The 23,026-nt window shown below is 69.9% G+C and carries 22 protein-coding genes and 2 tRNA genes; 6 read left to right on the top strand and 18 right to left on the bottom strand.

Going from position 1 to position 23,026, the window contains the following annotated elements; genetic code table 11:
* Window positions 1-11 precede the first annotated feature (11 nt).
* From KSO97_RS11955 to KSO97_RS11930, 6 genes are all read right to left on the bottom strand, one after another.
* Window positions 12-85 (bottom strand) — tRNA-Ile (locus KSO97_RS11955).
* Between the two features lie 35 nt (window positions 86-120).
* Window positions 121-1,695 (bottom strand): LCP family protein, encoded by a 1,575-nt coding sequence (locus KSO97_RS11950; RefSeq protein ID WP_232679144.1) that lies wholly within the window; start codon window positions 1,693-1,695, stop codon window positions 121-123.
* 151 nt (window positions 1,696-1,846) lie between these two features.
* A tRNA-Asn gene (locus tag KSO97_RS11945) sits at window positions 1,847-1,919 on the bottom strand.
* 72 nt (window positions 1,920-1,991) lie between these two features.
* Complete coding sequence (locus KSO97_RS11940; RefSeq protein WP_232679142.1) at window positions 1,992-2,510, bottom strand: hypothetical protein; 519 nt, start codon at window positions 2,508-2,510, stop codon at window positions 1,992-1,994.
* Between the two features lies 1 nt (window position 2,511).
* Window positions 2,512-4,404 carry a DNA primase gene (gene dnaG, locus KSO97_RS11935; RefSeq protein WP_232679140.1) on the bottom strand — a complete coding sequence of 631 codons (1,893 nt, stop codon included), beginning with the start codon at window positions 4,402-4,404 and terminating at the stop codon, window positions 2,512-2,514.
* A 47-nt stretch (window positions 4,405-4,451) separates the two neighbouring features.
* The gene (locus tag KSO97_RS11930; RefSeq protein ID WP_232679138.1) at window positions 4,452-5,756 is read right to left on the bottom strand and encodes a deoxyguanosinetriphosphate triphosphohydrolase; all 1,305 of its coding nucleotides are present in this window, start codon (window positions 5,754-5,756) and stop codon (window positions 4,452-4,454) included.
* Between the two features lie 97 nt (window positions 5,757-5,853).
* On the opposite strand from KSO97_RS11930, the gene KSO97_RS11925 reads away from it, so the two are divergent.
* Window positions 5,854-6,786, top strand: coding sequence for a sterol desaturase family protein (locus KSO97_RS11925; RefSeq protein ID WP_232679136.1), 933 nt, complete (start codon window positions 5,854-5,856; stop codon window positions 6,784-6,786).
* 19 nt (window positions 6,787-6,805) lie between these two features.
* Here the strand turns inward: KSO97_RS11925 and KSO97_RS11920 are convergent, their stop codons facing one another.
* The 5 genes from KSO97_RS11920 to KSO97_RS11900 all read right to left on the bottom strand — a co-directional run bounded on the left by KSO97_RS11920 (window position 6,806) and on the right by KSO97_RS11900 (window position 11,532).
* The gene (locus KSO97_RS11920) at window positions 6,806-7,684 is read right to left on the bottom strand and encodes a mucin-2 protein (protein WP_232679135.1); all 879 of its coding nucleotides are present in this window, start codon (window positions 7,682-7,684) and stop codon (window positions 6,806-6,808) included.
* 141 nt (window positions 7,685-7,825) lie between these two features.
* A complete protein-coding gene (dusB, locus tag KSO97_RS11915; RefSeq protein ID WP_308188296.1) occupies window positions 7,826-8,968 on the bottom strand; it encodes a tRNA dihydrouridine synthase DusB in 1,143 nt (380 codons plus the stop codon).
* A gap of 29 nt (window positions 8,969-8,997) precedes the next feature.
* A complete protein-coding gene (locus KSO97_RS11910; protein ID WP_232679134.1) occupies window positions 8,998-9,750 on the bottom strand; it encodes a hypothetical protein in 753 nt (250 codons plus the stop codon).
* A gap of 13 nt (window positions 9,751-9,763) precedes the next feature.
* Complete coding sequence (locus KSO97_RS11905) at window positions 9,764-11,161, bottom strand: glycine--tRNA ligase (RefSeq protein ID WP_232679132.1); 1,398 nt, start codon at window positions 11,159-11,161, stop codon at window positions 9,764-9,766.
* 50 nt (window positions 11,162-11,211) lie between these two features.
* A complete protein-coding gene (locus tag KSO97_RS11900; RefSeq protein ID WP_232679131.1) occupies window positions 11,212-11,532 on the bottom strand; it encodes an antibiotic biosynthesis monooxygenase family protein in 321 nt (106 codons plus the stop codon).
* Window positions 11,533-11,555: 23 nt separating this feature from the next.
* On the opposite strand from KSO97_RS11900, the gene KSO97_RS11895 reads away from it, so the two are divergent.
* Entirely contained in the window at window positions 11,556-12,194 is a 639-nt protein-coding gene (locus KSO97_RS11895; protein ID WP_232679129.1) for an acetoacetate decarboxylase family protein, read from the top strand.
* A gap of 138 nt (window positions 12,195-12,332) precedes the next feature.
* Here KSO97_RS11895 and KSO97_RS11890 read toward each other — a convergent pair whose 3' ends face one another.
* The 3 genes from KSO97_RS11890 to KSO97_RS11880 are packed head-to-tail and all read right to left on the bottom strand — an operon-like array spanning window position 12,333 to window position 14,867.
* On the bottom strand, window positions 12,333-12,572 hold the full coding sequence (locus tag KSO97_RS11890; RefSeq protein ID WP_232679128.1) for a hypothetical protein: 240 nt from the start codon (window positions 12,570-12,572) through the stop codon (window positions 12,333-12,335).
* A gap of 12 nt (window positions 12,573-12,584) precedes the next feature.
* Window positions 12,585-13,691 carry an acyl-CoA desaturase gene (locus KSO97_RS11885; protein ID WP_232679127.1) on the bottom strand — a complete coding sequence of 369 codons (1,107 nt, stop codon included), beginning with the start codon at window positions 13,689-13,691 and terminating at the stop codon, window positions 12,585-12,587.
* A 57-nt stretch (window positions 13,692-13,748) separates the two neighbouring features.
* A complete protein-coding gene (locus KSO97_RS11880) occupies window positions 13,749-14,867 on the bottom strand; it encodes a ferredoxin reductase (RefSeq protein ID WP_232679125.1) in 1,119 nt (372 codons plus the stop codon).
* 134 nt (window positions 14,868-15,001) lie between these two features.
* Here KSO97_RS11880 and KSO97_RS11875 point away from each other — a divergent pair, with 134 nt between their 5' ends.
* Entirely contained in the window at window positions 15,002-15,625 is a 624-nt protein-coding gene (locus tag KSO97_RS11875) for a TetR family transcriptional regulator (RefSeq protein ID WP_232679123.1), read from the top strand.
* 57 nt (window positions 15,626-15,682) lie between these two features.
* Entirely contained in the window at window positions 15,683-17,143 is a 1,461-nt protein-coding gene (locus tag KSO97_RS11870) for an amidase (RefSeq protein WP_232679121.1), read from the top strand.
* 177 nt (window positions 17,144-17,320) lie between these two features.
* On the opposite strand, the gene KSO97_RS11865 is transcribed toward KSO97_RS11870, so the two are convergent.
* Both KSO97_RS11865 and KSO97_RS11860 read right to left on the bottom strand, forming a co-directional pair.
* Complete coding sequence (locus tag KSO97_RS11865) at window positions 17,321-17,998, bottom strand: SDR family oxidoreductase (protein WP_232679119.1); 678 nt, start codon at window positions 17,996-17,998, stop codon at window positions 17,321-17,323.
* Between the two features lies 1 nt (window position 17,999).
* Complete coding sequence (locus KSO97_RS11860) at window positions 18,000-18,968, bottom strand: zinc-binding dehydrogenase (protein ID WP_232679117.1); 969 nt, start codon at window positions 18,966-18,968, stop codon at window positions 18,000-18,002.
* A gap of 93 nt (window positions 18,969-19,061) precedes the next feature.
* Here KSO97_RS11860 and zwf point away from each other — a divergent pair, with 93 nt between their 5' ends.
* Complete coding sequence (gene zwf, locus KSO97_RS11855) at window positions 19,062-20,504, top strand: glucose-6-phosphate dehydrogenase (protein ID WP_232679115.1); 1,443 nt, start codon at window positions 19,062-19,064, stop codon at window positions 20,502-20,504.
* Between the two features lie 34 nt (window positions 20,505-20,538).
* Here the strand turns inward: zwf and KSO97_RS11850 are convergent, their stop codons facing one another.
* A complete protein-coding gene (locus KSO97_RS11850) occupies window positions 20,539-21,654 on the bottom strand; it encodes an NADP-dependent malic enzyme (RefSeq protein WP_232679352.1) in 1,116 nt (371 codons plus the stop codon).
* Between the two features lie 194 nt (window positions 21,655-21,848).
* Complete coding sequence (locus KSO97_RS11845) at window positions 21,849-22,199, bottom strand: S24 family peptidase (RefSeq protein WP_232679113.1); 351 nt, start codon at window positions 22,197-22,199, stop codon at window positions 21,849-21,851.
* 120 nt (window positions 22,200-22,319) lie between these two features.
* Here KSO97_RS11845 and sodN point away from each other — a divergent pair, with 120 nt between their 5' ends.
* Window positions 22,320-22,721 (top strand): superoxide dismutase, Ni, encoded by a 402-nt coding sequence (gene sodN / locus KSO97_RS11840; RefSeq protein ID WP_232679112.1) that lies wholly within the window; start codon window positions 22,320-22,322, stop codon window positions 22,719-22,721.
* Window positions 22,722-23,026: the final 305 nt, after the last annotated feature.

Raw genomic sequence — 23,026 nt, 5'->3', positions numbered from 1 at the left:
GCTCCGGCTCGTAGGGCGGGTGGGGCTCGAACCCACGACCCAAGGATTATGAGTCCTCTGCTCTGACCGACTGAGCTACCGCCCCAGGGGTGTGCAGCCTAGTGGAGCCCGGTCGAGCGCTCAGTCGCTGGCCGAGACGCTCGCGCCGTCGGCGGGCTGGTAGGCACAGGCGTCCTTGGGGTTCTCCGCCTCCGGACGCTGCTCGCGGCCCTTGCCTCCGACCTTCTTGGGCGGATAGATGGCGTTCTGGACCAGGTCGTGCATGTAGTCGAAGTCCGGGTCGCCAGAGAAGAACTTGTCAGAGGTCTTGAAGACCACGGAGCGGACCTTGGCGTCCTTGACCCGCAACAGCAGCTGCACGAAAGCCGAGCCGAGACGCCGGGGGATGTCGGTGTAGACGATGTCCTGGCCGGCCTTGAGCAATTCGACGTAGCGCTTGAGCATCGTCACGGGATCGGCGGCCTCGATCAGCGCGTCGATCGCACAGCGCTGTCGCTCCATGCGCGCATAGTCGTCGGAGCCGTAGCGGCCGCGGGCGTACCAGAGCGCCTTGAAGCCGTCGAGGTGCTGGTCGGGCCCCGGCTGGAGGTAGTCGGTCGGCGGGATGCCGGCGTCGGTGTTGCCGTTGATCGCGACCGGCTCGTTGATGTTGACCGTGATCCCGCCGATCGCGTCGACGACGGCGCGGAAGCCCGCGAGGTTGACCAGCAGGTAGTAGTCGACCGGGATGCCCAGCGAGCCCGACACCGCGAGCTTGACGGCGTCCGCGCCCTCGTTGTCGCTCTTGCCCAGGACACCGGGGTGCAGCACCGGCACCTGGCCGTAGATCGCGTTGAGCATGTCGTAGCCGGGGTCGCCCAGACCGGTCTGGTACCCGTCGGGGTAGAGGTCGTGGAGCGGGCTGTCGTCGGGGAACTGCGCGTTCATCATGTTGCGCGGCAGACTGAACATGATGGTCTTGCCCGACTTGGTGTCGATGCTGACCAGGATCACCGTGTCGGTGCGGACCCCCGTGCGTCCCTCTCCCCCGTCGCCACCGAGGAGCAGCACGTTGACCCGGTCCTGACCGGCCCAGGGATCCTCCTCGGTCGCCTCGGTCGGGATCGTCGCGCTCTCGACGTCGTCGGCGAAGATCGTCTCCACGGTGTCGGCGGTGACCAGGACGTACTGGGCGACGCGGAGCACCGGCGCAGCGCCGACCAGCAGCACGGCCGCCAGCGTCACGTAGCCGACGACGGTGTGGGTGCGGGACCTACGCCGTGGTCGCACCAGCAGGTGCGACGTCAGGGTGATCGACCCCCACACCACCAGCAGCACGCCCAGGCCACCCGCGACGATCTTGAGCAGGGTGGGGTCGAAGGCGAGATCGAGAGCGGTGTCGACGTCGCGCCCGAAGTACCACGTGATCGCGCCGAGCGCACCGATCCAGACGATCAGCACCACGGCGCCGAGCGCACGACGTCCGGCGAAGAGGTAGCCGGTACCGGGCGCGAACGCCCCCAGGACCGTCATGCCGACGGTGCCGCCGATCGTGCGCGTACGTCGCGGCTCGCCGGGCCGACGCTCCGGCTGCGACGGTGCGGCCGGACGCAGCGCCCGGGCACCGCCCGAAGGGCGGGAGCGACGCGGACGGCGGGAGGACCGCGGGGCACGGCGCGAGCCGGCTGAACGGCTGGCCGGGACGTCGTCGGTCATCGGGTCCTCACGGCAGGGAGACAGGAGCCGGCCCATGCCGACGGCCCAAAATAACACCGGCACCCTGAACGGCGACGCCGAACAGCCCAGAGTCTCCGAGGCCGGAAATCACGCTGGGCCCGATCGCTCGCGCGATCGGGCCCAGCATCTGCTCCCCCGGTTGGACTCGAACCAACAACCCTCCGGTTAACAGCCGAATGCTCTGCCAGTTGAGCTACAGGGGATGGCGGCGCCAAGGTTAGCAACCCCGACGACGACCGCACCAATCGACACCCCTGGTCGTCGCGGGGACGGCGTCAGCCGGCGAGGCCCAGTTCCTCCTGGGCCGACACCAGGGCCTCCGAGGCCGCCAGGCGGACCTCCGGGTCCTCCGGATCGACGCCGCGGTCGTACTCGTAGATCCACCGAATCTCGCCTCGCCGACCCGGCGCCTGACGGGCGATCACCCGCAGACCGCGACGGGCACCGAGTGCGACATGTCGCTGGTAGACGACGCTCGCGGTGACCCGCTCACGCACCAGCTCCAGCAGTCGGCCGGGCTCGGCCACGACGAGGCGGTGCTCGGGGCGCGCCTCACCCCAGGTGCCGACTTCGCTCACGACCAGCTCCGAGGTCTCGAGGTCCCAGGCGGCCGCCTCGACGTCCTCCCACGCGAGCCGCTGGTGACCACCGCCGTCCCGCGGCAGGTAGAGCGCGTCACGGGTACCGCCGAGCTCCCTGTCGTCCTCGATGCTCGCCGATGCCAGCAGCCGCTCACCGGGCGGCAGCGCGATCGTGGATGTGCTGCCACGTCGGAACGGGCGTCGTGCTCGCATGTCAGGCTCCTCCGCTGAACCGTTCGCGCAGCGTACGCCGCTGCTGTTCCAGGGCCGCGACCTCGGCGAGCACCCGCTGCCCCTCGCCACCGTCGTCGGTGAAGTCGATGCGCTGCAGGCGCGAGCGGGCATCCTCGATACGGCGCTGGATGGCGAGCTCCTGCAGACGCACCACGAACTGCACCACGTAGCCGGCATCCGGCTCGCGCAGCGTCTGAAGCGGCTCGACGGCGAGCGCACCGATCAGGGTCTGCACCACTGGCTGATCCGACGCGTCACGCACCCGGCCCACCCACGCGGCATCGGAGGCGCCGGCGACCGTGCCGCCCGATGCCTCGACGAGGCGCCACACCGCACGGTAGAGCGGATGCGCGAAATCGTCGGGGCGCACGTCCGCAGTGGTGCGGCCGATCGCCATCGGGTGCTGGAGGGCGAGCTTGAGCGTCTCCCGCTCGACCATGAAGCGCGGGTCACGTGGATCGGGCAACCTCACCGGCGCAGGGGCCGGCTCCGCCGGTGGCTGCGCGTGCGCGGCGGTGGGACGGGGCTGTTCCTCCGCGGGGCCACGGCGCTCGGCCCGGCGGACCTCCGCGCGCGCCTGCTCGACGTCGACACCGACCATGCCGGCCAGCTCGCGGGCGAAGGCGTCGACCTTGGCCCGGTCGCGCACGCTCGAGACGAGTCGCGCCCCCTCGCGCAGGGCGTCGATCCGACCGTCGGCACGGTCAAGGTCGTAGCGCCCGACGACATTGGCCAGCACGAACCGGTACAGCGGGACCCGCCCACCGACGAGTGCTCGCACCGCCTCGTCGCCGTCGCGCAGGCGGAGGTCGCACGGATCGAGTCCCTCCGGCTGGACGGCGACATAGGTCTGGGAGACGAAGCGCTGATCCCCGGCGAACGCCTTCATCGCGGCGGCCTGCCCGGCGGCGTCGCCGTCGAAGGTGAAGATCACCTCGCCGCGGAATCCCTCGTCGTCATGGAGGAACCGGCGCAGCACCCTGATGTGCTCGTCGCCGAACGCCGTACCGCAGCTCGCCACCGCGGTGGTGATGCCTGCGAGGTGGCAGGCCATCACGTCGGTGTACCCCTCCACGACGACGGCGCGCGACTCGCGCCCGATCGCCTGGCGTGCAAGGTCGATGCCGTAGAGCACCTGGCTCTTCTTGTACAGCGTCGTCTCGGTGGTGTTGAGGTACTTCGCCCCGTTGCGGTCGTCGTCGAAAAGCCGGCGCGCTCCGAAGCCGATCGTCGCCCCGCTCGACTCGCGGATCGGCCACACCAACCGTCCGCGGAAGGCGTCGTAGGCCGAGCGACCCATCTTCACCAGGCCCGCCGCGACGATCTCCTCGTCGCGGAACTTCCGCCCGCGCAGGTGCCGCAGCAGCGCCTCCCCGTCTCGCGGCGCGAAGCCGACACCGAAGAGTTGCGCGGCGGCCTGATCGAAGCCGCGCTCGTGGAGGAACTGCCGCCCGACCACGGCGTCCGGACCGTTCAACTGCTCGGCGTAGAACTCCTGAGCGGCGCGATTCGCCTCGATCAACCGCTGTCGCGGCGGGCCCTTGGGACGGTCGTCGCGTCCGTCGCCTTCCTCGCGGCGCACCTGGAGTCCCACCCGGTCCGAGAGCCGCTCGACGGCGTCGACGAACGAGAGACCGTCCATCTTCATCAGGAACGAGAAGGCGTCGCCGGTCTCCTGGCAACCGAAGCAGTGGAAGAAACCCCGAGCGGGCGTGACGTAGAAGGACGGCGTCTTCTCGTCGTGGAAGGGGCACAGCCCCTTCGAGGAGCCGCCGCCGGCGTTGCGGAGCGTGACGTACTCGCCGATCAGCTCGTCGATCCGGACCTTCTCGCGGATCGCGGCGATGTCCTCCTCGCGAAACCGGCCAGCCACAACGGTGGAGTGTAGTGACGCCGTCGGCAGACGGCGCGGTCGCGACGTCAGGCTGGGGACGACGGCAGCAGCCGGGCGTGCCAGGCGACCGCACTGGCGTCGGTCAGCGACGCCACCTGATCGATGACGACCCGCAGGCGCGCTGCGTCGTCGGTGGCCGTCGCCCAGTCGGCGGCGAACGAACGGTCCAGCGCACTCTCGCCGCGGTTCCAGACCTCGGTGGTGAGTTCGGACAGCAGCTCGCGCTGTCGGCTCAAGAGGTCAACGCGGTCGGCGGCCTGCATGACGTACCGGGCGGCGATCCCCTTGAGCACCGCGATCTCCAGGAGGGTGCGCTCGGGCAGGACCAGGTCGGCGCGGTAGCGCACCAGGGGTCCCTCGGTCGATGCGAACGTCGCCAGCTGGACTGCTCCGCAGAAGCGACCGATCAGGTCGCTGGTGAGGTTCTTCAGCGCAGCCAGGCCACGTCGCGTGCCGTCGTACTCGTGCTGCGGCCAGCTGGCGACGGCCTCGAGCTCGTCGAGGACGTCGTCGAGCTCGGCGTCGTCCGCCTCCGGCAGGTACCAGTCGCGCACGGTCGCCCACACCGCCTCGCGATCCACGCGGGCCAGGTCGAGCCGACCCGCGACCACCGCGTCCTCGACGTCGTGCACCGAGTACGCGACGTCATCGGCGAGGTCCATGATCTGCGCCTCGACGCAACGTCGCGTGCCCACGCCAGGCCGACGCATCCAGTCGAACACGGGGCGGTCGTCGTCATAGACGCCGAACTTGCGGCCAGTCACCTCGACGCCGTCACCGTGCACGCCCCCGGTAGGGGCAGCGTCGGCGATCGGCCAGGGGTACTTCGTACACGCGTCGAGCGTCGCCCGGGTCAGGTTGAGGCCGACCGAGCGGTCCCCGTCGAACGCCTTGGCCTCCAGACGGGTCAGCAGCCTCAGCGTCTGGGCGTTGCCCTCGAAGCCGCCACACGAACTCGCGAGGTCGGCGAGCACCCGCTCGCCGTTGTGACCGAACGGTGGGTGCCCGAGGTCGTGCGCCAGAGCCGCGGTCTCGGCGATGTCGGGCTGGCTGCCGAGCGCCCGCGAGAGGTCACGGGCGATCTGCGCGACCTCGAGGCTGTGGGTGAGCCGGTTGCGCACGAAGTCGTCGGACTGAGGCCCCACCACCTGCGTCTTGGCGGCCAACCGTCGCGACGACGCCGCGTGCACCACCCGGGCGCGGTCGCGCTCGAACGCCGTCCGCACCGGCGCATCGACTCGCTTGGGCGGCTCGGGCAGGCACCGCTCGCGATCGACCTCGTCATAGAGATCGTCGGCCGGAATCTGACCGACGGGAAGGTGCGCAGACATCGGCGGCGACTCTACCGACGCCCGTGACGGTGCGACCCGCCGATCGGCACCAGCCCAACCGCGAGACGGCGCGACCGTGCTCACCTACCATCCGGACATGCTCGCCGACCTCTGGGACGCCGTCCCCCCGCCGCTGCGCGACCCGGTGGCGCTCGCCGTCCCCTTCTTCGCGGTGTTCGTGACCCTCGAGGCGGTGGCGGCGGCGCTGCTAGGTGATGAACGCCCAGCGGCCGAACGGCGCGCAGCCGACGGCCGCGCCCTGCCGCTTCGGGGCGGGATGGAGCGACGTGACGCGACGGCCAGCCTGACCATGGGAGTGGTCTCCATCGCCACCCTGACGGCGTGGAAGGCGCTCGGGCTGGTGGTCTACGCCGCGCTCTTCGCCTACGTGGCGCCCTGGCAGCTGCCGTCCGACGCTTGGTGGACGTGGGCGATCGCCATCGTCGCCGTCGACGTGCTCTTCTACTGGTCGCACCGGATCTCCCACCGGGTCCGACTGTTGTGGGCGACCCACCAGGCGCACCACTCCAGCGAGTACTTCAACTTCGCCACCGCGCTGCGCCAGAAGTGGAACAACTCGGCCGAGCTCGTCGTGTGGCTGCCGCTCCCGCTGCTCGGCGTGCCACCGGCGCTGGTCTTCTTCGGGTTCTCGGTGAACCTCGTCTACCAGTTCTTCGTGCACACCGAGCGGATCGGCAAACTCTGGGCGCCGTACGAGTTCGTGTTCAACACCCCCTCGCACCACCGGGTGCACCATGGCAGCGACCCCCTCTACCTCGACCGCAACTACGCGGGGATCCTGGTGATCTGGGACCGGCTCTTCGGCACCTTCCAGGCCGAGGAGCACCGACCGACCTATGGACTGACGACGCCGGTCGGCACCTACAACATCTGGCGCCTGCAGACCCACGAGTACGCCGCCATCGCGCGCGACGTCCGCGCCGCACCGACCGTGCGCGACAAACTGGGCTACGTCTTCGGACCGCCGGGTTGGCGACCGCAGACCGCGGACTACGAGGCCGCGCGCTAGGAGTGCGTCGGGGACGGGGTCAGAACGTCGTGACGTGCACGTGGTCGAAGTGGTTGGCCGTCGACGAGCCGCGATTGCTCATGCCCCGCCACCCCTCGCCGGAGCGCTCGACCGACCAGATGTTCTGGGCGTAGATCACGTAGGAGACACCGAGCTCGGCGTAGTACTTGCGGACGAACTCCGCGACCTCCCAGCCACGGTCGCCGCTCACCATGATGTCGACGGCGAGCCCCTGGCTGTGCTCACCGTCGCTGCGGAAGGTGCCGTAGGTGGTGATCTCCGGGAACGCGGCGCAGACGGCCGCGTGGACCTTGGCGACGTTCGGGCTGACGCCGGAGGGGACCGACGTGCCGTTGGTGCAGTCGCCGCCGAGGGCGAACGGCTTCTCCTTCGACAGGTAGCCGACGCTGACCCACCGGGTCTGCTTCTTGCCCCAGACGACCTCCTGGCGGCCGTAGAGCTCGCGACCCGTCGGGCGGACGACGGAACCGGCCTCGATCTCGCCCGTCTTGCGTGCCCGCTTGCCGGGCTCGGTCCACAGGTTCAGGTTCTCGGTCGTCCACTGCTGGGGCTTGGCCTGCGCGATGGCGCGGCGCTTGGCCTTCGGACGCAGCAGGCGATCGACCTGGCTGAGCGGCTCGGCCGAGTCGCGGCGCGCGCCACTGCGCGACGCCGTCGCGCGGACGTCGGTGCCGACGGCGTCGGCCGCAGCAGCGGCCGCATCGGCGCGCACGGGCGCGTCGGCCGAGGTGATCTGGGCGGTCGAGGCGGGGTCGGAGTCGACGATCCCCCACGTGACCGCGGAAGCGGTCGCGACGACCGCAAGGGGGGCCGCGACGGCGGTCATCCGGAACGGACGGCGGGCATCGGTGTCCCGCTTGTGGCGGTGATCTGCCACAGCGCTGATCCTTTGCTGTTGCTGACAGGACAGTGCCCGCCGGTCACCCGACGGGCACGGTCAAGGAGTCAAGCACAGGTGCTGGGAGAAATCTGAATCATCGTCAGATTCCCGGCGCATGATCCCGGTCACCCCTGCTGGTCACCCCCCGCTGGTCTCCCCCGCGTCCTCGGCGAGCACCAGCCCGGTGCCATCGGTGTCGTCGAGCCAGCCCTCCGGCAGGACGACCCGCTCGCGGGGCGAGCCCTGACGCCCGCGCGGGGACCCCAGCTCGGTGACGGGGAACGGCTCGGTCGGGTCGAGCACCGCCAGCAGGTCGTCCAGGGCAGCCAAGGAGTCGACGAGGCCGAGCGATCGACGCAGTTCACCGCCCGCCCTGAAACCCTTGAGGTACCAGGTGACGTGCTTGCGGAACTCCTTGCAGCCGCGCTCCTCCCCCATGTGGTGGCACAAGAGCTCCGCATGACGTCGCATCATCGCGGCGACCTCCCCGAGCGTGGGGAGGGTCGCGACCCGCTCGCCGGCGAACGCCGCCGCGAGATCGCGGAACAGCCAGGGGCGGCCGAGGCACCCGCGCCCGACGACGACGCCCGCGGCACCGGTCTGCTCGACCATCCTGAGGGCGTCCGCCGCCTCCCAGATGTCACCGTTGCCGAGCACCGGGATGTCGACGTGTTCGACCAGTTCGCCGATCGCGTCCCAGTCGGCGACCCCCGAGTAGGCCTGGGCGACGGTACGACCATGGAGGGCGATCGCGGCACAGCCGGCCTCCTGCGCGATCCGACCGGCGTCCAGATAGGTCAGGTGGTGATCGTCGAGACCCTTGCGGGTCTTGATGGTGACCGGGACGTCGTAGGCCGAAGCGGCGGCCACCGCTCGCTCGAGGATCCGGGCCAGCAGGGTGCGCTTCCACGGCAGGGCCCCGCCGCCGCCCTTGCGCGTCACCTTCGGAACCGGGCAGCCGAAGTTCAGATCGATGTGCGCGACGCCGTACTCGGCGCAGAGGATCTCCGCGGCACGACCGACGTACTCGGGGTCGGTGCCGTAGAGCTGTACCGAGCGGACCGTCTCGATGTCGTCGAACGCCAGCATCGACAGGGTCATGGCGTCGCGCTCGACCAAGCCGCGCGAGGTGATCATCTCGCAGACGTACAGGCCGGCACCCTGCTCGGCGCACAGTCGCCGATAGGCCGCGTTCGTGATGCCCGCCATCGGCGCGAGCACCACGGGCGTCGCCACCTCGAGGTCGCCCAGGCGCAACCCGGGAGCGGCAGTCGTCGTCACTCCCCCATCATCGCGCGATCCCGCCGAGATCAGGGCCTTGGGGACACCTCGGGAGACGAACCCGGGTCGTCCGGCGCCTCGGCGGTCGGCTCGTCCGCAGGGATCTCGGCGCGTCGCCCACCTCGATCCTTCTGCGCGAGGTTGGTGACCGGACCGGTCCACGTGATCGGCACGATGCCCTCGGGCGGCCGGAACATGACGGCGCTCAAGGAACGGCCGGCCGGCATCAGGAAGATCAGGCACGAGCGGGCGAGGTCACCCGGGGCGAAGACCGCCGGCAACAGCGACCCCGGGCACTCGGCGAAGTCCTGCTCGATGCCGGTCGGGCCGACCAGTTCCTGCGCGTCGGTCACCGCGTAGAGGGGCACCTGGCGGTTGCCGAGATCGGTGGCGCCTCGGTTGCGCACGAGCAGGTGCACGAAGTACGGCACGACGTCGCGCGCCCCGACGTCGAGGGAGTAGTCGGTCAGGGAACGAGCGACGGTGGTGCGCTCCAGGCGACGGACGTCGACCTCGAGCACGCCGACGAGGTCCTGCCGCGGCATCCACGCCGCGACCGCGGCCTCCTTGAGACGTCGCTCGGTGCCGGGCGGCGCCAACGTGACGCCGTCAGGCACCTCGAGGTAGGGCTCGCTCTGCAACGCTCCCGATGATGCCGCCGGGCTGGCGGTCGCCGATGGGCTCGGTGAGTCCGACGGCGACGGCGTCTCGGGCGCACCCGACCCGCCCCCGCAGCCTGCGAGCGCGAGCACGGCGAGCGCACCACCGATACGCAGTCGCACGCCCGCCTCCACCTCAGCAGCCGAGCAGGCGCTCGGCGAAGTAGGTGGAGATGCCCTCGAGGCTGACCCGCGACTGCTCCATCGTGTCGCGCTCACGCACCGTGACCGCGCCGTCCTCGAGCGTGTCGAAGTCGACCGTGACGCAGTAGGGCGTCCCGATCTCGTCCTGCCGGCTGTAGCGCTTGCCGATCGAGCCGGCGTCGTCGAAGTCGACGGTCCAGGTGCGTCGCAGCTCGGCCGCGAGGTCGCGCGCCTTGGGCGAGAGGTCGGCATTGCGGCTCAGCGGCAGCACCGCGACCTTGACCGGGGCGAGCCGCTTGTCCAGGCGCAGCACCGTCCGGGTGCGGGTGCCGCCCTTGGTGTCGGGAGCCTCGTCCTCGGTGTAGGCGTCGACCAGGAACGTCATCAGGCTGCGCGAGAGGCCCGCCGCGGGCTCGATGACGTAGGGCACGTAACGCTCGTTGTTGGCCTGGTCGAAGTAGCTGAGGTCCTTGCCCGAGTGCTGGGCGTGAGTGGAGAGGTCGAAGTCCGTGCGGTTGGCGATGCCCTCGAGCTCACCCCACTCCGAGCCGGCGAAGCGGAAGCGGTACTCGATGTCGACGGTGCGCTTGGAGTAGTGGCTGAGCTTCTCCTGCGCGTGCTCGTAGTGGCGCAGGTTGTCGGGGTCGATCCCGAGGTCGACGTACCACTGGGTGCGGGTGTCGATCCAGTACTGGTGCCACTCCTCGTCCTCGCCCGGCTTGACGAAGAACTCCATCTCCATCTGCTCGAACTCACGGGTGCGGAAGATGAAGTTGCCGGGCGTGATCTCGTTGCGGAAGCTCTTGCCGATCTGGGCGATGCCGAAGGGGGGCTTCATCCGCTGGCTCGTCACCACGTTGGCGAAGTTCAAGAAGATGCCCTGGGCGGTCTCGGGACGCAGGTAGTGCAGGCCCGACTCGTCCTCGATGACACCCAGGTGGGTCTTGAGCAGGCCCGAGAACTGACGCGGCTCGGTCCAGGCGCCTCGCGTCCCGCAGTTGGGGCACGCGAGGGTGGCCAGGTCGATGCTGTCGGGGTCGTCGACGCCCTGCTTCTCCGCGGCCGACTCCTGCAGGTGGTCGGCGCGGAAGCGCTTGTGGCACGACTGGCACTCGGTGAGCGGATCGGTGAACGTCGCGACGTGCCCACTCGCCTCCCAGGTCTGCCGGGGCAGGATGACGCTGGAGTCGAGGCCGACCACGTCGTCGCGCGACTGCACGACCGAGCGCCACCACTGCCGCTTGATGTTCTCCTTCAGTTCCACCCCGAGCGGGCCGTAGTCCCACGCCGAGCGGGTGCCGCCGTAGATCTCGCCGCAGGGGTAGACGAATCCCCGACGCTTGGCGAGGGAGACGACGGTGTCGACGGTGGACGGGGGCGGCTTGGCCACGTGTTCTGCTCCTGTGCGAGATGGACGCGCGACTGGCTGTCGGGCGTTCCTCAGCCTAACGAGCGCGGCGACTCGATATTGAGCACGGCCCCCGGTTCGACGGCCTCGTAGGCACTCGGCTCCTCCACGGCGCGTCCGAGCGTCGGGACCGCGTGGAGTTTCACGTCGTAGGAGGAGAGCGCGCGACGGTAGGCGCCGACGTGCTCCCACCGGGTGGTGAGCACCCAGAGCTCGGGATCGTCGAGGTTGCGGCCCACCTCGCCGCCGAGATATCCGGGGCGCTCCGCCAGCGACGCGTGCGCGCGCTGGAGGTCCTGACGGAACGAGGTGCCTTCGCTGGCCGGAACACGGAACCGGTTCACCACGATCACGACGTCACCCTATTGTCACGGTCATGACTGAAAGCGTGGATCTGCCCTACGAGAGAGTCGCCTACCCGGCAACCCCGTGGGACATGGTCGGCTCCCTCTGGCTCACGGTGTTCAAGCTCAAGCGTGACGTGGACGCGACCCGCCCCGCCGGCATCTACGGTGCGGCGTTCGTCTCCTACGAGGAAGGCAGCCCTCTCACGTACGGGGAGTTGCTGGTGGCGCGTGCCACCCGCGCCGACGAGGGCCATGACAAGGCCGTGACCATCACCGACATCTGGGTCGACAGCCCCGCGTCGGTGGCCGGCGGACGCGAGCTGTGGGCGATCCCGAAGTGGCTGTGCGACTTCGACTACGAATCGGTGCGCCGGGGCCCGGTCACCACCTCGTCGTGGTCGGCCAGCCTCGATCGCGCGCCGATCGCCTCCGCGCGATTCACCGACGTCTCGCGCGTCGCGCCGCGCATCCCCTTCAAGGGCGACGTGTGGCAGCCCGAACTACCCGAAGGAGGCGGCGAGAAGAGGGCGGTGATGTCGGGCAACGCCAAGGCACTGCCCGCCCGCGCCCGCTGGGAGTTCGCCCCTGACGGACCGCTCGCCTTCATGCGCGAGGCGCGCCAGCTGGCGTCCTTCCGTCAGACCGACTTCCGGCTCCGCTTCCACTGAGCGCTTCACGGGGCTCGGTGCGGTCATTGCACCCACCGGGTCTCGTGACAGTCGCAGAGCGACCTCCTCGACCACCGGTCAGCGCCCGAGAGCGACCTTCGGCTCACCGGGTCTCGAGACGCTCGCTGGGCTCGCTCCTCAAGCACCGAACGGGTCGTCGTGCTCCTGGCTGGCCTTGCGCGCCGACTCACGGATCTCGAACACCTCGGTGGCGAAGCCGCCGATGGCGGTCGCGACGTCCTTCACCGCACCGGTGATGATGGTCGCGACCTCGCCGACCGTCGTCGCCGCAGCCTCAGCAGTGGACTGCACGACGTCCTTGCCGATCTCGGACTTGGAGAGCCGATCGGGGCCCTGCGGTGTCAGTTCGTCACCCATGCCGTCAGTGTCTCAGGCGCCGCCACGCGGCGGGAGCGCCATCCGGCAGATCTTCTTGCCGACGCTCAGCAGCTGCTTGTGCAGCGGGCCGGTGTTGTACTGCAGGCCGTAGCGCTGGCAGATCTCACGAACCTCGCCCGCGATCTCCGGGTAGCGGCGCGCCGGCAGATCGGGGAAGAGGTGGTGCTCGATCTGGTGGGACAGGTTGCCGCTCATCAGGTGCATCAGCCGGCCCCCGTCGATGTTGGCCGAGCCGAGGAGCTGCCGGTAGTACCAGTGGCCCCGGGTCTCGTTCTCGCACTCCTCCTCGGAGAAGGTGGCGACACCGGCCGGGAAGTGGCCGCAGAAGATGATGTTGAACGCCCAGACGTTGCGTACCAGGTTCGCGACCACGTTGCCGGCGAAGGTGAGCGGGAAGAGCGGGCCGGTGAGCGCGGGGAAGAGCACGTAGTCCTTGAGCGCCTGTCGCTTGACCTTGCGCATGATGCCGGCGTGGAGCGACTTGTTCTCCTCCAGCTTCCGCTTGCCCTGCACGATGTTCTCGACCTCGAGGTCGTGCATCGCCACGCCCCACTCGAAGAACACCATGAGCAGGAACGCATAGAGCGGGTTCCCCAGGTAGTACGGGTGCCACTTCTGGTCCTCGTCCATGCGGAGGATGCCGTAGCCGATGTCGCGGTCCTTGCCCACGATGTTGGTGAACGTGTGGTGGATGTAGTTGTGGCTGTACTTCCACTGCTCACCCGGGCAGACGTTGTCCCAGTCGTACATGCGCGAGTTGAGGCCGGGGTCGCCCATCCAGTCGTACTGGCCGTGCATCACGTTGTGGCCGATCTCCATGTTCTCCAGGATCTTGGAGATGCTCAGCGACGCGACGGCCAGCGGCCATGCCGGCGGCAGGTAGAACAGGAGGCGCCCGGCCACCTCGAACCCGCGCTGGGTCTTCAGTACGTTGCGGATGTAGGTCGCGTCGGCCTCGCCGAGGTCGGCCAGGATGCGCTGGCGGATGGCGTCCATCTCGGCGCCGAACTGCTCCAGCTCCTCGGCGGTCAGTCGGCGGGTCTCATCGAGATCCACGCTCTCCAGCAGGGCTTCGGGGTAGGTCGGTGCGGCGGTCATGATCGCTGTCCTCTCGTCGGTCGGCGGTCGTGTGCGGAATGTCAGGTGGCGTGCAGGTCAGAGGTCGACCGAGCAGTCGCCGAGCGGCGCGGTGACGCAGATCTGGATGTCCTCGTCGGGCAAGGAGGACTCCACGCCCGTCAGCACGTTGCGCACCGTGCCGTCTGTCTTGCGGGCGGTACAGGAGAAGCAGATGCCCATCCGGCATCCGAACTCGGGCTTCAGGCCGAGTGCCTCGGCCTGCTCCAGGAGCGTCTCGCCGGTGTTGGCTGCCTCGACGCCCGAGACGCTGAAGTCGACGTCGCCCTCGGCCGAGCCGGCACTGGTGCGCGGGGGCTTGAAGAACTCGGTGCGCAGACGCGGGCTCTCGCCGTAGGCCTGGTGGATCAACTCCATGAGACCGGCCGGACCGCACGCCCAGGTGTCGACGTCGCGGAAGTCCGGCACCAGGCGGCGCAGCTCGAACTCGGAGAACACGTGGTCGCCGTAACGCAGGTGCACCGCCACGCCGTTGTCCTGCTCGGCGACCTCGGCGAGCTCGGCGGCGAAGATCTGGTCCTCGACGGAGCGGGCGAAGTGCAGGAAGGTCACGCGTCGACCCGCAGTGCCGTCGTAGCCGTCGCGCAGCAGCGTGCGGACCATCGACATCGCCGGCGTGATGCCCGACCCCCCGGTGATGAACACGAGGTGGTTGTTCGTCGGAGTCGCGGGACTCTCGTCGAGCGTGAACTCACCCTGCGCCTGACTCAGGTGCAGGATCTGGCCCTCGCGCGCCTCTCGCACCAGGAACTTGGAGACCTGCCCCTCGTCGTGCGCCCGCACGGTGAGGGTGATCGTCTCCCCGGGCATCGAGGCGGCCGAGGAGATCGTGAAGCAACGCGTCAGCCGCTTGGCCGAGCCCGGGAGGTCCACGCCCACCTGGACGTACTGGCCCGCGCGGTGACCGCGCCAGGTCGACGTCGGCTGGAGCGTGAGAGTCGCCACGGGAGCATCGCCATCGGTCTCGCGACGCACACCGATGACGCGTGCCCGGACCTCGTCGGCAGCCCACATCGGATTGATCAGTTCGAGGTAGCGGTCCACACCGTGCGGCGAGGTCAACGCTGCGACCACGCGCGAGCGCAGCACGCCGCGGCCGACCACGCCTGCCAGGGCGACCGGGGTCATCGTGCTCATGCGTCCTCCAAATGAGTGAACGTTCGTACACTCAAAGCATGGAGACTCTCTCCCTGGACCGTCAACCACCACCGTGCGTGAGCCTCACCACGGTGTACAGCCGTTTACCCGATGAGTTTCTCTAGACTGCTGCGGTGACCGTGACGCGAATCGAGCAGAAGGAGCGCACTCGGCGCGCCATCCTCGACGCCGCTCTGCGCCTGTGCGAAGGCAGCAGCCTGGTGGCCCTCTCGCTTCGCCAGGTGGCCAAAGAGGTCGGCATCGTGCCCACGGCCTTCTACCGGCACTTCGACTCCTTGGAGTCCCTCGGCCTCGCCCTCGTCGACGAGTCGTTCGTCTCACTGCGCGCGATGCTGCGCGACGTACGTCGCAGCGACCCTGCCTTCGCCGACATCGTCGACAGTTCGGTCGACGTGCTCTCACGCCACGTGAAGGAAGAGCACGACCACTTCGCGTTCATCGCCCGCGAGCGCACGGCCGGCCCGCCGGCGGTGCGGCACAGCATCCGCCACGAGATCGAGCTCTGCGAGCGCGAGCTCGCTGCCGACCTCGCCCGCTTCCCGGGTACCGACGTGTGGTCGAGCGAGGACCTGCGCGTGCTCTCCAACCTGATCGTCACAGCCATGGTGGCGACCGCCGAGCAGATCCTGCTCGCAGCGGGCAGACCTGAGGCCGAGGCGCGGGTGGCCCAGACCGCGCGCACCCAGCTCAGGATGGTCCTCATCGGTGCCCTGCGCTGGCGCTCGAGCACGGACTGACACCGCCGGACCACGAGGTGCCCCCTCGGCGCGGCCGGCGTGGCTACGCTGCGCAGCGTGGAGAACTATCAAGACCACGACGCCGTGGCGCTGGCCGAGCTCATCCGCGACGGCGACGTCAGCCCGCGCGAGGTGCTGGCCGCAGCGCGAGCTCGCGCCGCCGAGGTCAACGACCAGATCAACGCCATCGTCGTCGATGTCGATCGCGACGAGGCTGTTCCCGGAGGGCCGTTCGAGGGCGTGCCGTTCCTGCTGAAGGACCTGCACCAGGACCTGGCCGGCTACCCGACCAGCGGCGGATCTCGGTCCTTGTCGCAGCTGCGGGCGACCGAGAACTCCCACGTCGTCCAGCGTTGGCTCGACGCCGGCCTCGTCGTGTTCGGCAAGACCAACACGCCGGAGTTCGGCGCGAAGGGCATCACCGAGCCCGCGCTCTACGGGCCGGCGCGCAACCCGTGGAACCTCGACCACACCCCGGGCGGATCCTCGGGTGGGTCGGCTGCTGCGGTGGCCGCGGGAATCGTCCCGGTGGCCGGCGCGAGCGACGGCGGCGGTTCGATCCGGATCCCCGCCTCGGCCTGCGGACTGTTCGGCCTCAAGCCGAGCCGCGGGCTGATCCCCTCCGGTCCGCACTTCGGCGAGGCGCTCGGTGGCACCGCGACCGACGGCGTGATCTCGCGCTCGGTCCGCGACACAGCGGCCATGCTCGACGTGCTCGCGGGCGCTGCTCCGGACTCCCCGTTCCTGCCCGCGGTCGGCTCCGACTACGCGGCGGAGGTCGGCGCGGAGATTCCTCGCCTGCGCATCGGTGTCTGCACCGCGAGCACGATCAACCCCGATCCGCATCCCGAGGCTCTGGCGGCGGCGCAGAGCACCGCCGACCTCCTGCGCGACCTCGGCCACGACGTCGTCGAACTCGACAGCGCGCCGTTCGACGACGCCGCACTCGCCAAGGACTTCCTCACCACGTGGTTCGCGCACTGCGCCCACTCGGTCGCCGATGCGAAGCGAGCGACGTCGGCCACCGACAGCGACTTCGAGGACGATACGTTGCTGATGGCGGCGATCGGCCGAGCGACGAGCCCCGTCGACTTCCTCGAGGCCGTGGCGAACCGCCAGGTCGCGGTGCGGCGTCTCGCGGAGTTCCACACCGAGTACGACCTGCTGCTGACCCCGACCACTGCCACCCCTCCCCCGCGGATCGGCGCCTTCGAGCAGCCGCTGCCGATGCGGCTGGCGCAGCGTGGGCTGCTCACAGCGCGGGCCGGCGGCCTGCTGCGGCACACGCCCATCGTCGACCAGCTGGTGAAGGACAATCTCGGCTGGGTGCCCTACACCCAACTGGCGAACCTGACCGGTCGGCCGGCGATGAGCGTGCCGCTTCACTGGACCGAGGACGGCCTGCCGATCGGCTCTCAGTTCGTGGGCCGACTCGGCGAGGACGGTCTGCTCCTGCGCCTGGCGGCACAGCTCGAGAAGGCCCGTCCGTGGGCCGATCGGCGCCCGCCGCTCACCTGAGCCTGGGTCCGCCGATTGTCGGCGTGGCGAGCGGCACCAGGCGGGTGTGGTGGCAGGGCGCCCGCGCGACGGCGGTCTGGTGGCACCGACGAGCGTGGGCGACGCCGCCAACGCGCCCGGATGGTGTCGCGCAGCCGGCGAGAACCGGTGGATCTAGGCTCAGTGCGGATCCACCTGTCAACGAGCGTTGGAGCGCAGCACGATCTCGGGCGCAACCACGTCGATAGGCAGATCGAGCACATGCACGATGCTCGCCGCGACCGACGCCGCGCTCATCCAGTCGGCGGGGTCGTAGTCGCGGCCCTCCTCGGCGTGGACCTGCGCCTGCATCGGCGTCGCCGTGCGGCTGGGGAACACCGTCGTCACCCGCACTCCACGCTGAGCCTCCTCGGCACGTAGAGCATCGGCGACGGCGCGGAGCCCCGCCTTGGAGGAGGCGTAGGCCGCCCACGCGGCGCTCGCGGTGAGCCCCGCCGTCGAGTTGACGAAGACGACGGTCCCGCGCGCGGCACGCAGCGCGGGCAGGGCAGCTCGGGTGAGCAGGATCGGTGCGACCAGGTTCACCTCGAGCTGGGTGCGCAGCGCTTCCTCCTCGAGGCCGGCCACCTCGCCGAGAGCCACCACACCAGCGGCATGGACCACCGAGTCGAGCCGACCGGGAAGCTCGACGGGGCCGACCGAGCCGGGAGCGGCGAGATCCGCGACGATGACCTGCGCTCCCGGGTAGTGCGCGGCGAGGTCCTCGGCACGCTCCGGCGATCGCGCGAGCAGCACCAGATCGTCCCCGCGCGCGTGCAGCGCATCGGCGAGGGCTGCGCCGATGCCCGATCCTGCACCGGTGACCAGGTGGCGCACGTCAGCGGGTGAAGACGATCTTGCCGAAGACGTCGCCCTCGGCCATGGCAGCGAAGCCCTCGACGGCCTGCTCCATCGGCAGCACGCGGTCGATCAGGGGGCGGGTGCCGGTCGCATCCAGCATCGTGACGAGCGCGGCGAGCTCGTCACGCGTCCCCATCGTCGAGCCGATGACGTTGAGCTGGAGGAAGAAGATCCGGGTCAGCTCGGCGTCGTCCAGCTTCGGGCCGGACGTCGTACCGGAGGTCACGATCGAGCCGCCCGGTCGCAGTGCACGGATCGAGTGGGACCAGGTCGCGCGCCCGACGGTCTCCATCACCGCATCGACCTTGACCGGCAGCCGGGCGCCGGACTCGAACACCTCGTGCGCGCCGATCTCGATCGCGCGGGCGCGCTTGGCCTCGTCGCGGCTGGTGGCCAGCACGCGCAGGCCCGCCGCGCGGGCAAGGATGATGCAGGCCGTCGCGACGCCGCCGCCCGCCCCCTGCACGAGCACCGTGTCGCCGGCCTTGAGCTGGCCGCGGGTGAAAAGCATCCGGTAGGCGGTCAGCCATGCGGTCGGCAGGCAGGCCGCCTCCTCCCACGACATCGACGCCGGCTTGGGGACGACGTTGGAGCGCGGCACCGCGACGGTCGCCGCGAACGTGCCCGGGTGACGCTCGGAGAGCAGCGAGCGACGAGGGTCGAAGGTCTCGTCGCCACGCCAACCCGGGTCGCTGATCACGGCATGGACGACGACCTCGTTGCCGTCGGCGTCGACGCCGGCCGCATCGCAGCCCAGGATCATCGGGAGCTGCTCCTGCTTGAGGCCGACACCGCGGAGCGACCACACGTCGTGGTGGTTCAGCGAGGCAGCCTTGACGGTGACCGTCGTCCACCCCTCCGGCACCACGGGATCGGGCTGTTCGCCGATCACCAGGCCGTCGAGCGGGCTGTCGGAGGAGAAGGACTCGGCGTACACGGCGAACATGCCCTCGACCCTACTGACGGTTCGCGACCCCGACGTCGGCGACCGACACCTGGCTGTCACCTACCGGTGTGCCGGCCGCACTACCGTCGGGGTATGGATCACCCCAACGTCGTCGTGCTGTTCGGCGCGACCGGAGACCTGGCCCAACGCAAGCTCCTGCCAGGCCTGCTCCATCTCTTCGAGGCCAAGCTGATGCCCGATGTGCGGGTGATCGGCACCTCGCTCGAGGAGATCGACCGCGACGCGTTCGAACGGCTGGCACGGGCGGCCTGCGAGGAGTTCGGCGAGGGTGACATCACCGACGACCGGTGGCGCGAGTTCGGCAGCCGACTGCGCTACATCCCGACGTCGCACGGCGCGCAGGCGTTGGCCCGCCTGGTCGGCGAATGCGAGGCGGAGCTCGGCGACCCCGCCGACGTCCGCCGTCTGCACTACCTGAGCGTGCCGCCGCGCGCCGCACGCGACGTCATCCGCGAACTGGGCGAGGCCGGCCTCGTCGATCGATCCCGGGTGATCATGGAGAAGCCGTTCGGCACCGACCTCGCCTCCGCCCAGGCCCTCAACGCCGAGGTACACGCGGTGTTCGACGAGGACCAGGTCTTCCGCATCGACCATTTCCTCGGCAAGGAAGCGGCGCAGAACATCCTCGCGTTCCGTTTCGCCAACGGCCTCTTCGAGCCGATCTGGAACCGCAACTTCATCGACCACGTGCAGATCGACGTGCCGGAGACGCTCGGGCTGGAGAACCGGATCGCGTTCTACGAGGGCACCGGAGCCTTCCGCGACATGGTCGTGACACACCTGATGCAGGTGCTCGCGTTCATGGCGATGGAACCGCCGACCTCGCTCGAGCCGGGACCGATCGGCGAGGAGAAGCTGAAGGTGTTCCGGTCCATGCGCCCGCTCGACCCGACACAGGTCGTGCGCGGGCAGTACGCGGGCTACCGCGACGCCGACCAGGTCGCCGACGACTCCGACACCGAGACGTTCATCGCGTTGAAGGTGGAGATCGACAACTGGCGCTGGGCCGGCGTGCCGTTCTACCTCCGCACGGGCAAGAAACTGGCCGAGGGCGCCCGGATCATCTCGATCGCCTTCAAGGAGCCGCCGCTGACGATGTTCCCGGACGGCTCCAACGCGGGGACGGCGGGCCCGGACCACCTCACGTTCGACCTGGCGGACCACTCGCGGATCTCGCTGTCGTTCTATGGCAAGCGGCCCGGGCCGGGGATGAAGCTGGAGAAGCTGTCGATGCAGTTCGCGACCGTCGACACCAGCGGGCGCTACGCCGTCCTGGAGGCCTACGAACGGCTGATCCACGATGCGATCCGCGGTGATCGCACGCTCTTCACCTCGGCCGAGGGCGTCGAGACGCTGTGGGCGAAGTCGGAGCAGATGCTGCGGGCGACACCGCCGGTGCGCAGCTATCAGCCCGGCTCATGGGGGCCCAACGCCATCCACCAGCTCATCGCTCCGCGAGCCTGGCGACTGCCGTTCGAGCGCGCGTGGCGTGATCCCAACGCCGGCGGTCAGTAGCCGAGCAGGCCGAAGACCGCAGTGCCGGGTCGGATCAGAGCCGAGCGACGCCGTCGGCGCGCGCCGCAGCGGCGACGGCGGTGGCGACCGCCGGTCCCACACGGGGGTCGAAGGGCGAGGGGATGATGAAGTCCTCGCTCAGCTCGTCGCCGACGAGCTCAGCCAGCGCGTTGGCCGCCGCGAGCTTCATGCCCTCGGTGATCGCGGTCGCGCGGACGTCGAAGGCACCCCGGAAGATGCCGGGGAACGCGAGCACGTTGTTGATCTGGTTCGGAAAGTCCGAGCGCCCCGTGGCCACCACGCGCGCGTACCTGCGGGCGATGTCGGGGTGCACCTCCGGCGTGGGATTCGCCATGCCGAAGATGATCGCGTCGGGCGCCATCCGCGCGACGTCCTCCTCGGGCACCGTGCCGCCGGAGAGCCCGAGGTAGGCGTCGGCGCCGTCGAGCACGTCCGCGAGCGAACCCTGACGGCCGGTGACGTCGGCGGTCATCTCCGCGAGCGCGCGCTTGGCCGGGGTCAGGTCGTCGCGCGAGGAGTGGAGCACACCCTTGCGGTCGGTGACCGCGAGGTCACGAATGCCGCCGCCGAGCAGGATCTTGGCCACCGCGATACCTGCGGCGCCCGCGCCCGAGATCACGACGCGGGTGTCCTCGGGCCGACGCCCGGTGAGCTTGAGCGCGTTCACCAGCGCGGCGAGCGCGACCACGGCGGTGCCGTGCTGGTCGTCGTGGAAGACCGGGATCTCGAGGCGCTCCTTGAGCCGATCCTCGATCTCGAAGCATCGCGGGGCCGAGATGTCCTCGAGGTTGATACCGCCGAAACTCGGCGCGAGCCGCACGACGGTCTCGATGATCTCCTCGGTGTCGGTGGTGTCCAGGCAGATCGGGACGGCGTCGACCCCGCCGAACTGCTTGAAGAGCACCGCCTTGCCCTCCATCACCGGCATGGCGGCGGCGGGACCGATATCGCCCAGGCCGAGCACCGCGGTGCCATCGGTGACCACGGCGACCGTGTTGGGCACCCAGGTGTAGTGCTGCGTCATCTCCGGGTCGGCTGCGATCGCCTCGCACACCAGGGCGACTCCGGGCGTGTAGGCGAGCGAGAGATCGTCAGGACCCTCGAGCGCGACCGTCGAGACGGTCTGCATCTTGCCTCCGACATGCAGGTCGAACACGGGGTCGCCGGCATGGGGATGGGGTCGTGAGTCAGCAGCGGTCACGATCGTTCATCCTCCCATACGGCTCGCGGCCGCCGGCATCGGTCTCGCGGGCATGCACCGCTCGAGCGGGAGAGCGCCGGAGCACCATCACGCCCCGGGACCCGGCGCAGAGCCCGTCGACATCACCAGCGCAGGCGAGGACGTGGCCAGAGCCTGGCCAGCACGACGCCGAGCACGGCGTCGTCGGCGATGACGCCCCGGTGTCGGGAGTCCACCCCGATCGAGGGCTGGTCGCTGGTGAGCCACCAGCCACCGCCGCGTCGCTCCGCCGCGCGCTTGACGACGATGAGGCCGTCGGGGAAGCGGGCCAGCACCAGGTCGTCGGGTCGGGGCCTACGGCGGTAGCCGACCAGGAGACGGTCCCCCGCAGCCAACGTCGGCACCATCGACCCGCCACGCACGATGGCCATGCCGAACCGGGCTCGCCCGGCCGTCGCTCCGACGGGCGGAGGGGTGGTCGCGTCGTCCGGCATGAGGAGTAGTGTCCCCAGAGTTCCACGCTTCAGGGAACGGGCGCTGCGTCCGGATCCTGCACTTCTCATGCCGACCGCCGCCTGAGGCACATCGCCCCGGGCCCTCCGAGAGGAAACGCCATGTTCGCGCGACTCTTCGCCCCCACCGTCGAGGCCTCGGCCCACTGCGACCTGCCGTGCGGCGTCTACGACCCGGCCCAGGCCCGGATCGAGGCCGAGTCGATCAAGGCCGTCATCGCCAAGGTCAACGACAGCGACGACCCCGACTTCCGCACCCGCGCGGTGCTGATCAAGGAGCAGCGCTCCGAGCTGGTCAAGCACCACCTCTGGGTGCTGTGGACCGACTACTTCAAGCCTCCGCACTTCGAGAAGTACCCCCAGCTGCACACGCTGGTGAACGAGGCGACCAAGCTCGCCGGCGCGACCGGCACCAAGGGCACGATGGACGCCGAGGTCGCCGACCAGCTGCTGGCCAAGATCGACGAGATCGCGGACATCTTCTGGGAGACCAAGAAGGCCTGAGCGTCTCCGTCTCGCGTTTGCCAGGGCCGGTGTCTGGGGAGTAGTCCCGACACCGGCCCTGTCGCATCGTCTCGGGTGGGACGCCGTGCCGCCCGGGGCGTCGACCACCTCCACGTGATCGGCCGTCGCACAGCATCGCCCATCCCGTTCGTCCACGCCTGCTCCCCGAGGAAGCCCATGTCCGAGGTCACCGTCCCGTCGACCGCCAAGCACGCCGACGTCGACCTGCGTCTCCCCGCCGACGGCGCCTACGCCTCGGTGCTCCGGACGACGAGCGCGGCCCTCGCGGCGCGGATCGACTTCAC

The sequence above is a fragment of the Nocardioides sp. R-C-SC26 genome (assembly GCF_021246465.1).
In the GTDB taxonomy this organism is placed as follows: domain Bacteria; phylum Actinomycetota; class Actinomycetes; order Propionibacteriales; family Nocardioidaceae; genus Nocardioides.
Note: the sequence above shows the minus strand (reverse complement) of the source record. Positions and strands in the feature narration are given on the sequence as shown.